15 protein-coding genes are annotated in these 14079 nt (G+C 29.7%); 3 read left to right on the top strand and 12 right to left on the bottom strand.

Going from position 1 to position 14079, the window contains the following annotated elements:
- Positions 1–6 precede the first annotated feature (6 nt).
- A complete protein-coding gene (locus G534_RS0105955) occupies positions 7–1395 on the top strand; it encodes an ABC transporter ATP-binding protein (protein ID WP_027348313.1) in 1389 nt (462 codons plus the stop codon).
- A gap of 86 nt (positions 1396–1481) precedes the next feature.
- Here G534_RS0105955 and G534_RS08895 read toward each other — a convergent pair whose 3' ends face one another.
- From G534_RS08895 to G534_RS0105925, 6 genes are all read right to left on the bottom strand, one after another.
- Positions 1482–1610 (bottom strand): hypothetical protein, encoded by a 129-nt coding sequence (locus G534_RS08895; RefSeq protein ID WP_276196152.1) that lies wholly within the window; start codon positions 1608–1610, stop codon positions 1482–1484.
- Position 1611: 1 nt separating this feature from the next.
- Positions 1612–1968, bottom strand: coding sequence for a plasmid mobilization protein (locus G534_RS0105945; protein ID WP_027348312.1), 357 nt, complete (start codon positions 1966–1968; stop codon positions 1612–1614).
- A 356-nt stretch (positions 1969–2324) separates the two neighbouring features.
- Entirely contained in the window at positions 2325–3788 is a 1464-nt protein-coding gene (locus G534_RS0105940; protein ID WP_027348311.1) for a VapE domain-containing protein, read from the bottom strand.
- Positions 3789–3905: 117 nt separating this feature from the next.
- On the bottom strand, positions 3906–4268 hold the full coding sequence (locus G534_RS0105935; RefSeq protein ID WP_027348310.1) for a plasmid mobilization protein: 363 nt from the start codon (positions 4266–4268) through the stop codon (positions 3906–3908).
- Position 4269: 1 nt separating this feature from the next.
- Positions 4270–5403 carry a site-specific integrase gene (locus G534_RS0105930; RefSeq protein WP_457076113.1) on the bottom strand — a complete coding sequence of 378 codons (1134 nt, stop codon included), beginning with the start codon at positions 5401–5403 and terminating at the stop codon, positions 4270–4272.
- Entirely contained in the window at positions 5387–5581 is a 195-nt protein-coding gene (locus G534_RS0105925; RefSeq protein ID WP_019116621.1) for a hypothetical protein, read from the bottom strand. The genes G534_RS0105930 and G534_RS0105925 overlap by 17 nt, the downstream gene beginning before the upstream one ends.
- A gap of 262 nt (positions 5582–5843) precedes the next feature.
- On the opposite strand from G534_RS0105925, the gene G534_RS0105920 reads away from it, so the two are divergent.
- Complete coding sequence (locus G534_RS0105920; protein ID WP_027348308.1) at positions 5844–6275, top strand: helix-turn-helix domain-containing protein; 432 nt, start codon at positions 5844–5846, stop codon at positions 6273–6275.
- A gap of 11 nt (positions 6276–6286) precedes the next feature.
- Positions 6287–7471: a HEPN/Toprim-associated domain-containing protein gene (locus tag G534_RS0105915; protein WP_027348307.1), complete on the top strand. Its 1185-nt coding sequence runs from the start codon at positions 6287–6289 to the stop codon at positions 7469–7471.
- Between the two features lie 188 nt (positions 7472–7659).
- Here the strand turns inward: G534_RS0105915 and guaA are convergent, their stop codons facing one another.
- The 6 genes from guaA to G534_RS08050 all read right to left on the bottom strand — a co-directional run.
- Positions 7660–8640, bottom strand: a complete 981-nt coding sequence (gene guaA, locus G534_RS08055; protein ID WP_084510096.1) for a glutamine-hydrolyzing GMP synthase — start codon at positions 8638–8640, stop codon at positions 7660–7662.
- A gap of 143 nt (positions 8641–8783) precedes the next feature.
- Positions 8784–10232, bottom strand: a complete 1449-nt coding sequence (gene guaB / locus G534_RS0105905) for an IMP dehydrogenase (RefSeq protein WP_240470425.1) — start codon at positions 10230–10232, stop codon at positions 8784–8786.
- A 133-nt stretch (positions 10233–10365) separates the two neighbouring features.
- Positions 10366–11301, bottom strand: coding sequence for a carbamate kinase (gene arcC / locus G534_RS0105900; protein WP_027348305.1), 936 nt, complete (start codon positions 11299–11301; stop codon positions 10366–10368).
- A gap of 15 nt (positions 11302–11316) precedes the next feature.
- A complete protein-coding gene (gene argF / locus G534_RS0105895; protein ID WP_027348304.1) occupies positions 11317–12321 on the bottom strand; it encodes an ornithine carbamoyltransferase in 1005 nt (334 codons plus the stop codon).
- A gap of 60 nt (positions 12322–12381) precedes the next feature.
- The gene (arcA, locus tag G534_RS0105890) at positions 12382–13611 is read right to left on the bottom strand and encodes an arginine deiminase (protein ID WP_027348303.1); all 1230 of its coding nucleotides are present in this window, start codon (positions 13609–13611) and stop codon (positions 12382–12384) included.
- Between the two features lie 183 nt (positions 13612–13794).
- On the bottom strand, positions 13795–14079 hold a 285-nt coding region (locus G534_RS08050), incomplete at its 5' end, for an SH3 domain-containing protein (RefSeq protein ID WP_034596055.1).

The following is a 14079-nucleotide window of genomic DNA, read 5'->3' as shown; positions in this document are numbered from 1 at the left end:
GTTAGAATGGGTTATGTAAATATAAATGATGTATCTTGTACCTCTAAAACGGGATATAAAATATTAAAAGATATCAACTTAAATGTTGAAAAAGGCGAATGTATACTACTTATGGGGCTAAGTGGTTCAGGCAAAACGTCATTGACTAAATTAATAAATGGAATTATACCACATTTTGAAGAAGAAACTGACTTTGTTGGAGAAGTTTTAATAGAGGGAGAATCTACTAGAAATATATCGCAATATAAAATTTCAGAAAAAGTTGGTTCAATATTTCAAAATCCAAAATCTCAATTTTTTAATTCTGATGTTGAGGGAGAAATTGTATTCGGTCTTGAAAATATGGGAATTGATCCAGAGTTAATAAAAAAAAGCTTTAAAAAAACTATCAATAATTTAAATATAGATAGATTATTAGGTAAAAATGTCATCTCATTGTCGAGTGGGGAAAAACAAATTTTAGCTTTTGCATCTATTTTTGCATTAAACACAGATATTGTCGTATTGGATGAGCCATCTTCAAATCTTGATATGGATACAATTGAAACGATAAAAAACAATATTGAAATATTTAAAAAAGAAGGGAAGACAATTATAGTTGCAGAACATCGATTATATTACTTAAAAGACATAATTGATAAAGCATATTATATAGACGAAGGAATAATTAAGGATTGTTTTACACAAGAAGAGATAAAATTATTTAACTCAAAAAAAGAAAATAATCTCAAAATTAGAACCTTATCTACTCCTAAGTTGGAAGTTCTTGAAAAAGAATTTAATAAAAATGATGAGTATTTATGTGAAGATTTATCGTATACAATAAATGGAAATCTCATATTTAAAGATATTAATATTTCTTTAAATAGAGGAGAAGTTTTAGGAATAATAGGAAAAAATGGTATAGGAAAAACTAGTCTGTTAAAGTGCATTTCAGGACTTATGAAGAAAAATACAGGAAGTGTTTTTTTTAACAATAAACTTTTAAATAATAAAGATAGATTAAAAAATACATACCTTGTAACACAGGACATTAATTCACAATTATTCACTCGAAGCGTAAAAGAAGAATGTGAATTAAATTTACCTGAGGATAGATTAAATCAGGTAGATGTAGTTCTAAATAGGCTTGGATTGGATAAATATAAAGATAAGCACCCAATGTCGCTTTCAGGAGGACAAAAACAAAGGTTAACAATTGCCTTAGCTCTACTTTCAAATAAAGAAATCATAATCTTTGATGAGCCTACAAGTGGTTTAGATTTCAAAAATATGATAATTGTATCAGAAGCTATAAAAGATTTGGCGAAAAAATCCAATAAAGTTGTAATTGTTGTTTCGCATGATTATGAGTTTTTAAATAATGTAGCAGATGGAATATATAAAATGGCATAATATCAATAATTAAAATCTTAAGGGTATGTAAATAATTTTGTGTATCAACCTAAATCCTGGTAAAAAGGTAAGGGTTGATACATTTTTTATTTATCAATGTTTATCCATTCCTCTAGAATTGGAGTTTTACTTAATTTTACACAACTTTGATAAACTATCAATTTTTCATGAAAATTTAGAGTTGATTTTATTGGATGTATTTTTGTAATTGCCATACTAATCACCAGAACTTTCTTTTGATTTATTTAGAAGTAGAGAATGGATCTGCCATATTTCTCTTGATAATTTTTCTATTTTTTCTCTCATATAGTCTATATCTTTCTTGTAAATAACACCAGTTGTATTAGTTGCTTTTGCAATCTGGTTTATATTATTTGTTGCATTTGAAAGTAGCCATTGGATATCTCTAAATGGTTCTAGGTCTACAATATAAATTTCTTTTTCTAATACACATTTTCTAAGAAAGTGGGACATTGTTTTACAATTTGCAAGTTTCATTTTCTTTTCAAAAATTTCTTTTTCTTCATCTGTTAAATATATTTTAAGTTGATTTTTTCTTGTTCTATTATCCATATATTCCTCCTTTGTTTTTATTTTTTGGGGTCTTAGGGTTCTCCCTAACAAGGTAAAAAATCATAAAATTATATAGCCTTATAAGCTATTGATTTTTTGATTTTTTCGTAAGTGGGTACTCACTTACTGTGCTTGCTATTATTAACAAGTCTAAAATTTATTTTTTAATATTTTTTCAAATAGTAATTAATAAATGTAACTGTAACTTACAAAATAAAAACTTCCAAAATTAGGCGAGCTTGTTTTAAGAGTCTGTGACAACTCCTTATTATCAAGCCATTAATTTATGTAATCCTAATTTAAGAAGATTTATAACGATTGGTTACAGGTTACAAAGTTACATCTGCATTTTTCACTTAATTTGTTGTTTCTATTTCTAATTGTTTTTCTTTTTGCCATTCTTCAGGCAAAAACTTCTTGTCAACTTCTATAAAGTCAGTTTTGTATTCTTCTTTCTTTTCATAATATAGTTTTACTGGAATTGAGACTCCACTCGGTGATATTCTCTTGGTCTTTGATGACCTAACTGGGATCCATTCTTGGAAATAATTATCCATAATCTCTGAAAAAGATTTTGATTTTATTTGGTAACCTTGCATGGTTAGTTCTTTGAAACAAGTTATATTTGGATCTGCACTTTTTGGCTTATATTCTTCTAAGAAATACCTTATGTCTTCCACATCTGGGTTTAGATATTTGAATTTTTCTTGTTCCTTATACAAGTCTTTTAAAAGATTTTTTGGTATAGTCCATGCGTGAGTCTTGTTTTTAAATATTTCATATCCCAAGGCTAGAGCCTGATTAAAATCTTCTCTTATACTAGATATATATTCTTTATCCGAGAGTTTTTCCTTATTATTTTTATCTGGATATATTGTCCTTACTCTTTTATTCGAGTTACATTCAACAGGTAAATATCTTCTTTCTCCAGTATGATCATTAAGAAAAGTTCTTTCGTTTAATGTACCTATAAAGATGCAAGTTCTTGGCACGTCTGTTGCATATTTTTCGTAGGGTATTCTTATCCTATCGCTTAATTTTGATAAAAAAGATTTAGCTTCATTAGCCGATTTAGCATTTCTTAAAGCAACGAATTCTTCGATTTCAACAACAGTTTTACCTATAAGATTCATGATAGCATCCTTGCCTTGAATGTTTTCTATTGTACAAAACCAATCATCTGTTATGGACAAGTATCTTGCAAAAGTCGATTTGCCTATACCTTGTCCCCCAACTAAAACAATCATTTCATCAAACTTAGATCCTGGATTAAAAATTCTTTTTATCATGCCCAATATCATATGTTCCATTATCCAATTATTAAGATCTGTATCATCCGCTCCCAAATACCTTGGTAAAAGTTTTCTAATGGCATTTTTATCTCCATTCCATTTTAAATTTTGAAGATATTGCTTTGGCGGACTCACTTCATATTGATGAGCTACAAAACGAATAGCTTCCCACATTTTGTTGGCGTTATAATTAATTCCAAAATGTTTTTCTATCTCTAAGCCTAGTCTATTGTTTAAAGAATCATCCCAAAGTCGTATTTGATTTTCCTTTATATTTCTTTCTCCTATAATTTTCCCCTGGAATTTTATTTCATTTGTAAATTTATCAAAGAATATTTGTCCTTCAATGATTTTTTGATTATGACAATATTTTGGATTTAAAATAGCGGTTACAATATTACCAGTAATTTGTCTAATCGTCCCCTTATCTGTAGTTTGCAAGTCTAAAAAGGCGTAAGTCTGATCTATTTCTGGGAATTTTAATTTAATATCTGTCATAATCCTTACTCCTCTTCTTTTTACAACCATCTAATCTCTTTATTGTTTTATATTTATTCTCCATTTTATCCTCCTGTCTGGTATAAATAAGACTCCTGTGGTAAAATGAACTTGTCTAGAGAACACTTCTCACAGGAGTGTATGCCTTTACTCTTTGTAGTAGGGGCTTTTTTCTTTTTTGATTTTTTCATATATTTCTAAAATATAGATTAAAATATCAGCTTCATCGTCATTTAGTTTGCCGAACTTTTTAATAACTTTTGCTAGTTGAAATATTTCCTTGGCTATATTATCAGAAAGTCTGTAATCACTTACTAAATTAACTTCGTGATTTAATAACATTTGTAGAAAATAATCTTGTTTTTTAAGTCCGCTTATCGCAATTTTTTTGTTTATTAGATCATATTCTTCTTCAGATACTCTAAAGTTTAAAATTCGATTTCTTTTTCTATTTTTGTCTTTATTTCTCGTTTTTTTAGAAATTTCATCTAATGAATGTCTTCTAAACATCTTAATCATCCTCTTCTAATAAATCTTTCCAGTCATTTGCCTTATTACTTCTTACTTGAGTTAAAGACAGAGCCATTTCTTTTTGCTTGCTAGGGAAAAGATGAGCATATCTATAGGTGATGTCAATCGATTCGTGTCCAACTCTATCAGCTATTGCAGTTGCAGAAAATCCAAGTTCAATCAAGAGAGAAACGTGAGAATGCCTTAAATCATGTATCCTAATTCTTTTTACTTGAGATTTCTTAGATCCCCTATCCATTTCATGGTGGAGGTAGCTCTTAGAGAAATTAAATATTAAGTCTTTTGGTTTTAACTTATAAAAACTTTCTATATACTCTTTGATCTCATCCGTTAAAAATTCAGGCATAACTATTGTCCTTATACTTTTTTTAGTCTTAGGAGCTGTTATTACATTTTTCCCATCAATCCTTTGTAAAGATTCATCAATTTTTAATGTATGCCTTTTAAAATCAAATTTCTCTTTTGTTAAGGCTAATAATTCTCCCATCCTAAGACCACACCAATATAAAAGTTCAAAAGCATAAAATGATTCAGGTTTATCTTTAATAGCTTCTATAAATCTTTCATATTCATCTTGAGTCCAAAAGAGCATTTCGTCAGCTTCTTTTTCTCCCATAGAACCAACATCACGAGCAACATTAGTTTTTAAATTGTAGTACCTACAAGCATGATTTAAGATACTAGATAACTGGGCATGAATAGTTCTCAAATAAGTAGGAGAGTAGTTCTTACCATTCTTATCCTTAATCTTCATAAGCTCATTTTGCCATTGAATTATGGTTACATTATTAATCTCATTAAGCATTAAATCACCAATATAGGGAAGTATTTTTTGATTTACAATTGCTTCTTTTGTCCTCCAAGTATTTTCTCTTATTCTTGGTTTTCTATCCCTCTTGTAAAGTTCAAAAAACTCCCTAAAGCTCATCTCAATTGATTCAGAATGTTGATTTAAGAATTCTTGTTCCCATTTTAAAGCTTCTTTTTTTGTTAAAAATCCACGTTTTTTCTTAGTTAATTTTTCTCCTTTCCAGTTGGTGTAATTAAATTTACAAAACCAAGTCTTGTTCCCGCTTTCATCTCTAAATGCTGGCACTTTAAACCTCCTTTGCATTTGTTGGTTTATAGCAATACTTTTCCATAAAGTATTCTCTATTTACCTTTCCTCTTTGTACACGATAGCCTAATTTAAGTAAGTCTTGATTCATATCGTTTATTATCTGATATGCTGTTGTCCTACTTACATCAAGAAATTCTTGTACATCTTTTACATTCATAAAAATACCTTTCATAATGTCCTCCTTTTATAGTTTGTAAGGTTCTACATCCTCAAAAAAGGCGAGCATTAATTTATATGTCTTACAATTTCCGTTCAATATCGAACTGTATGTATATATAATAACAGTTCATATTTGTTCTGTCAAGTTTTTTCTATTTATTTTTTTCTGAAAAATTCAGATACTTGCAAATATTTACAACAGAACAGTTTTGTTGAGCTTTTGTTCGTTTTGTGATAAAATATTTATAGTTATTGTGAAATAAGGAGGAGTTAGTTTGATTTCTGGAGAAAAATTAAAAAAGTTAAGACTTATGCGAAACTTAACTCAAAAAGAACTTGCCATTAAGTCTGGTTTGACAGATGCTGCTATAAGAAATTACGAGCTTGGAAATAGATCTCCAAGTAAAGAACAGTTACAAAAAATATCTGAAGCACTTGATTGTGATATATCAGCATTAATTAATCATGAACCTAATTCTATTTTTGAAATAATGCATATAATTTTTGATTATGAAAAAGATATGAAGTTTAGACCATTAACAGGAGAAGGAGAAATTAATGGACTTTTATCAAATGATGTAGACTTCAATAATTTTCTTATAGAATGGAATGAGATGAGAAAAAAGCATTACAACGATGAGATAACAGACGAGGAATTTGAAGATTGGAAGTTATCTTATCCTAAAAAATCAAGATTTTTAAAATAAGAGGTACTTTTATGGGTTCTATGATTACATTAGGAATAGGAAAAATGGAGCTTGATTGGGGTAAAAATAATGTGTTTAATAACCACTCTTGCTTATTCCAAAAAGAAGACATAAAAATAGTACCTTATTACTATTCTGATGACGATATCGAATATAAAAAAGGTTTTTCAAAAAATATCATGTCTGTAAAGAGAAGACTAGATTTGTTAGGATATAGTTTACACGAGATTGAAGAGTTATATAACGAAGAATTGGCAATGTTTAAACAACAACTCAGTTCCTCTATACCGATAAATTTTCATAATTTTTACAATACAGTGATTAACATTGATATTAAGAATATAAATATGACATCTGAAGAATATGATTTTGACTATGATTTAGGTGAGTATGTCAGGAAATGTGTTATACATGAGATTAAGGATTTATCTAATTTTCCATATTATGATGCTTACGATATTGGATACTTTCTTGAAAATTTAGATCCATATATTACATTAAGAATTCTGAGTGAAAATACAAATAATCATGATCTAGATGTAATTTGGAGATTCGAAGATGTTGTTGAAAATGGATGGATCTTAGAAGAAGATATTATCCCAAAATTAACTACACAAGAAAAAATACTTATTGTAACAGAAGGTAGTTCAGACACGGATATTATTAAAAAATCTATTAATAGACTTTATAGTGATATTGCAGATTTCTTTGATTTTATAGATATGGAGCAAAACTATCCTTTTACAGGAACGGGTAATTTAAAAAATTTTGTTAAAGGATTATCCAAAATAAATATTTTAAATAAAATTTTAGTTATTTTAGATAATGATACAGCTGGTATATCTGTTTATAATGATATTAAAACAATCGATTTGCCAAATAATCTAAATGTTATAACTCTGCCTAATTATAAAGATTTTGATAATTTTAAATGCAAGGGTCCCCAGGGAGATTCTTTAGAAAATATAAATGGGAAAGCCGTTTCTATAGAATGTTTTTTAGATCACAGTTCAATAGACGATGAAGTTTATGTTAGATGGACTGGCTTTAATGATAAATTAATACAATATCAAGGAAATATTGAGCCAAAAAATTTACTAATCAAATCATTTCATCAATACTATAAACAAGAATATGATTTTACTAAATTAAAATATCTTGTTGATTATATATTAGAAAGTTGTACATTTAAATAAATTAATTTTCATAATTATAGCAAAAAGACCGCAGCTTGAAACTACGGTCTAATTTTTTGTCCAAATGTAAACCACTTGGAACTATTATTCAATTTATTCTTTTTTACTTCCAGTACCATTTGAGTACCAGTAGCCGTTTTTCATTCTCTATATAGCTTGTAATCAAGCCATTTTAGAAAATTTTGCAATTATTCCCATTCAATAGTGCCAGTAGGTTTAGGAGTGAAGTCGTACAAGACTCTATTTACTCCTTCAACCTCTGTGGTGATTCTTTGAACTAGTTTTTGCATTAGGTCGAATGGAATTTCTTCTACTGTAGCTGTCATTGCATCTACTGAGTTTACAGCACGGATGATTACTGGCCATTCGAAGCTTCTTTTTCCATCTTTAACGCCGGTTGTTCTAAAATCTGGAACTACTGTGAAATATTGCCAAACAGTTTTATTAAGACCAGCTTTTTTGAATTCTTCACGCAAAATAGCATCTGATTCACGAACCGCTTCTAGTCTTTTTCTTTCGATTACTCCAAGACATCTCACTCCAAGACCTGGTCCTGGGAATGGTTGACGATCGACCATTGATTCTGGAAGTCCAAGTCTTCTTCCAACCAATCTAACTTCATCTTTGAAAAGTATTCTTACTGGTTCTACAAGTTCAAATTCCATATCTTCTGGAAGTCCACCTGAATTGTGATGAGCTTTTATTCCCTTTTCACTTTCAAGTATATCCGGCCAAATAGTTCCTTGACCAAGGAATTTAATACCTTCTAATTTTCCAGCCTCTTCTGCAAATACTTCGATAAATTCATTTCCTATAATTTTTCTTTTAGTTTCTGGATCTTCTACATTTTTTAATTTATCTAGGAAACGATCTGTCGCATCTATATAGATTAAGTTTGCATCCATTTGATTTTGGAAAACATCTATTACTTCTTCAGATTCTCCCTTTCTCAATAGACCAGTATTTACATGAACACAATATAATTGTTTCCCAATAGCTTTAGAAAGAAGCGCTGCCACCACGGAAGAATCTACTCCCCCTGATAAAGCAAGTAAAACCTTTTGATTTCCTATCTGTTCTTTAATTAGTGAAACTTGTTCTTCTATAAATTTGTCTGCAAGGGTTTCATTTGTAATTCTTGCCATTTCTTCTGGTCTTCTTAATTCCATCTATTTCTCCTAAATATATATTTTTTTGATTAAAGCGACAAATTTTCTATCTTTGTATCCTAAATGGTTTACATATTTCAAGACAGGATTGTCGCTTTTTTATTTATAATAAGTATTTTTTTTCAATAAGTAAATACTAATTTTTATTTTGAATAGTTTGGTGATTCTTTTGTAATATTGATATCATGTGGATGTGATTCTATAAGGGATGCTGAAGTTATTTTTACATATTTAGATTCTTCTTGAAGCATCTTTACATTCTTAGAACCTGTATATCCCATACCAGCTCTTAATCCACCAACTAATTGGTAAATTACATCTGCAACTGGTCCTTTATAAGGAACACGACCTTCAACTCCTTCTGGAACTAATTTTTTATTGTCCGTTTGGAAGTATCTATCTGAAGAACCTGCTTTCATTGCAGGAATAGAGCCCATTCCTCTATAAACTTTGAATCTTCTACCATCAAATAATTCTTCTTCACCTGGAGATTCTGTACATCCAGCAAATATTGAACCCATCATACATGTGTCTCCACCTGCTGCAATCGCCTTAACTATATCTCCTGAATATTTAATTCCACCATCTGCAATCACTGGAACATCATATTCTTTAGCAACTTCGTACACATCCATAATTGCAGTTATTTGTGGAACACCTATTCCCGCAACAACTCTAGTAGTACATATAGATCCTGGTCCAATTCCAACTTTTATAGCGTCGGCTCCAGCATCTATTAAAGCTTTAGCAGCTTCTCCTGTTGCTATATTTCCAGCAATCATTTGTAAGTCTGGATATTTCTCTTTAACTTCTTTTAATACTTTTAATACATTTTTACTATGACCATGAGCTGTATCTATTACGATAACGTCAACCTTTGCATCAACTAATGCATCAACTCTTTCATAAATATCTCCGGTGATTCCTACCGCTGCACCACAAAGAAGTCTTCCATGTTCATCTTTTGCAGAATTTGGATAATTTATTCTCTTTTCAATATCCTTAATTGTAATTAAACCTTTTAACACTCCTTCATCATCAACAATAGGTAATTTTTCAATTTTATATTTCTTTAAAATATCAAGTGCATCATCTAAACTAACACCTTCTTTAGCAGTTATTAGATTTTCTTTAGTCATTGACTCTTCAATTTTCTTTGAAAAATCTTCTTCAAATCTAATATCTCTATTAGTAATAATGCCAATTAGTTTTTTATTTTCATCAACTATTGGCACACCAGATATTCTATAATGAGCCATTAAGTCGTCAGCATCTTTAAGTGTATCGTTCTTTGAAAGATAGAAAGGATCTGTAATTATTCCATGTTCTGATCTTTTTACACGATCTACATTTTTAGCTTGTTCTTCAATACTCATATTTTTATGTATAATTCCTATTCCACCTTCTCTAGCCATAGCAATAGCCATTTGAGCTTCTGTAACAGTATCCATACCGGCAGAAATTAATGGAATATTTAAATTTATTTTCTTTGTCAGTCTTGTTTTTATATCAACTTGACTTGGAGTAACTTCTGAAAATGATGGCACAAGTAAAATGTCATCAAAGGTTAAACTTTCTTTTAAAAACTTCATCACACACACTCCTTATAATTATTTATTATTAATATTATAACATTAGAAAACTATTTGTCGAGATTTATGTTTTATTAAATAAACAAACTAATAAAATCGGAGAAAATTCCTATTTTATCATAATTTATTAATATTATTTCTTTATAATTGTGCCTGTTTTTCCTTGAAGCGCTTCCTTCGCTCTTTGTAAAGAAGTGATTAAGGCTTTTCCATTTGGATATTTCTCTACAAACTCTAGACAGGCTTCAACTTTTGGCAACATTGAACCTGGAGCAAAATGTCCTTCTTCAATATATTTTCTTGCTTCTATAGAATCCATTTCTACTAATTCTTTTTGATTTGGTTTATTAAAATTAATAAAAACTCTATCTACCGCTGTCAATATCACTAACATATCAGCTTTCATATCCAACGCTAATTTAGCACTTGATCTATCTTTATCAATAACAGCTGCAACTCCTTTATACCCTTCTTCTGTTTCTATTACTGGTATACCACCACCGCCTACTGTGATTACAATATCTCCTAAGTTTACTAATTGTTCAACAATATTTAACTCAACAATTTTTGTAGGAATTGGACTAGGTACAACTCTTCTATATCCTCTACCTGCATCTTCAACAAATATGAATCCTTTTTCAGAAGCTATTTTGTCCGCTTCCTCCTTTGTCATAAATGAGCCAATAGGTTTTGTAGGTTTTTCAAACGCCTTATCTTTTTCATCTACAACTACTTGGGTTATTATACAAGCAACATCTTTTTCAATATTTCTATTTTTAAGTTCTCTTTGAATTGATTGAGTTAGATGATAACCTATATAACCTTGAGACATAGCTCCACATTCTGGAAATGGCATATATGGAGTATTTTCTCCTTTTTGTGATGAAAATTCCATAGCATTGTTAATCATTCCTACTTGTGGACCATTACCATGACCAATAATTACTTCATATTCATCAGCTAAATCCACAATAGTTTTTGCAGTTTCTTTCACCAATTGTAATTGTTCTTCAGGTGTGTTTCCTAAAGCATTGCCTCCAAGAGCTATAACTAATCTTTTTTTCGCCATATATTAATCCTCTAATTATTTTAATGAAGCAAAGATGCAAGCTTTAATTGTATGCATTCTATTTTCCGCTTGATCAAATATCCTACTATGTTTACCTAAGAAAACCTCATTATTTACTTCCATACCATCTAAATCGTATTTATCCCCAAATTTTTCTTGAATTTCTTTACCAAAGCTTGTATTTAAGTCATGGAAGGATGGTAAACAATGTAAGAATATTACTTCTTCATCAGCTTTATCAATAATATCTTGAGTTACTTTATATGGATGCAATAATTCTATTCTTTCTTCCCAAACTTCATCTGGTTCACCCATTGAAACCCAAATATCTGTATAAATAGCGTGTGAGCCTTTAACACCTTCATCTATATTTTCTGTAAATTCAACTTTTGAACCATGCAATTTAGCAAATTCTTTAGCTTGTTCTATCAACTCTTTTTTTGGCCATAAAGATTTTGGACCAACACCTGTATAGTTTAGGCCTAGTTTAGCACAAACTATCATCAATGAATTAGATACATTGTTTCTACAATCACCCATGAATACAAAGTTTAACCCTTTTAGATATCCGAAGTTTTCTTTGATTGTCAACATATCAGCTAACATTTGCGTTGGATGGAAATCATCTGTTAAACCATTCCATACTGGAACTCCTGAATATTTAGCTAAAGCTTCTACATTTGATTGATCGAATCCTCTATATTCAATACCATCGTAAAATCTCCCTAAAACTTTAGCTGTATCTTCTATCGATTCTTTTTTACCCATTTGACTTGAACCTGGATCTAAATATGTTACACCCATTCCTAGATCCATAGCAGCTACTTCAAAAGAACATCTTGTTCTTGTTGATGTTTTTTCAAATAGTAGTACTATGTTTTTTCCTTCTAAATATTTATGTGGAGTACGAGTGTTTTTTAGGTTTTTAAATTGTTGTCCCAAATCTATTAAGTAGTTGATTTCTTCAGGTGTATAATCAGCTAATCCTAAAAGACTTCTTCCTTGAAAATTAATTGGCATATTTTTTTCCTTCCTATATTTAACCAAGAAAATTATCTTTCTATTAGTAATTTTAATTTATTATAAATCTCTAATTAATGGCATACTCATACAACGTGGGCCGCCACGTCCAACGCATATATTGTCTGCGTCTAATTCTATAACATCAAATCCATTATCTTTTAAATATTGATTTGTTACATAATTTCTTTTATATACAATTATTTTACCTGGTGCAATCGTCAATGTGTTTGAACCATCAGTCCATTGTTCTCTTTCTGCAGCAATTGGATCTCCAGCTCCACATTCGAACAATCTAACTTTTTCTATCCCCATAAAATGAGCGAGTATTTCATCCAATTTACCTCTATGTTCTTCTATATGAACATCATGATTTTCTTCATCTTTTGTAATCTCGAATACTTGTAATGTTTTCATAATTCCTGGATGGATTGTAAATGCATCTTTATCTATCTGTGTAAACACTGTATCTAAATGCATCATCGCTCTATTATTTGGAATATTAAACGCTAATATGGTCTCAATAGTATTTTCTTTACTTTCAAAGAATAATTTCATAGCTAATTCTTGAATAGCTTCCGCTTGTGTTCTTTGAGATATACCGATGAATAACAATTTTTCGCTAATATTTAATATGTCTCCACCTTCAATATGGAATGGATTGTCTCTTCCATATAAATCTTGAACTTGACCCTTATATTCAGGATGATATTTTAAAATATAGTCAGCATAAATGGTTTCTCTATTTCTTGTTACTGAGTACATTTTATTTATCGATGCGGAATTTCCTATCGAAGCAAAGGGATCTCTTGTAAAGTATAGATTTGGCATTGGATTAAGTAATAGATATGAATCATTATTTAATTTATCTACTAAGAAATTTGTTTTTAAATCACCTAATTCTTCAAAAGTTACTCCTGCCATTGTTTTTAATACTAAAGATTTATTATCTTCAAATTTATTAAAATATTCTTTAAGAATTTCGTGATATTCATCCGTATGAACTCCAGCTTCCGATATAAATTGATCTAAAAATTTATCTTTTATTTCTGGGTTTGCATCTAGAGTTTCCGCCATTAAATCTTCTAAATATACTACTTCAACTCCATTTTCTCTTAGGATTTCAGCAAATCTATCATGTTCTTCTCTAGCTTTAACCAAATCGGGTATATCATCAAACAATAACTCATCTAATGTAAGCGGAGTTAGATTTAACAATTCTTCTCCCGGCCTGTGTAACAACACCTTCCTTAGAGGATTAATCTCATTCGTAACTTGAATTTTCGCCATTTTTACTCCTTTATCTTTATATAACACTCCTTTTTATTCTCTATAATTTTATATTAAGTATTTTTGTTGTTTTTTGCAAGACAACTTATTTTTTTATAAGACAAAATATATTTTTTATATACTAAATTACAAAAGTTTGTTTTCAATAAAAAAAAATCGGAGCGAACTCCGATTTTTTTCATTCTATTTTACAAATTCTTTGTAAACATATGCTCTTTGGCCTTTGTATTGGATTTCTACCCAGTTTGGATTGCTTGCAGATAATTTACCTGTTAACTCAACCCCTTTTCTAAGTGTTCCTAATACTTTACCATTTGGTGTTTGTCTTACATTTACTGTAGCTGTTACTGTTCCACTTGCTGAAACTGAATCTACTATTAAACTTCTATATACATATCCATCTCTGTTTTGGTATCTTATTCTTACCCAGTTTGGATTTGTTATATTTAATGTTCCTTCTACATATTC

Origin of the sequence: Helcococcus sueciensis DSM 17243 (assembly GCF_000423145.1) — a bacterium.
Classification (GTDB): Bacteria; Bacillota; Clostridia; order Tissierellales; family Peptoniphilaceae; genus Helcococcus; species Helcococcus sueciensis.
The sequence above is the reverse complement of the archived record's forward strand: the minus strand, read 5'-3'. Positions and strand labels throughout refer to the sequence as shown.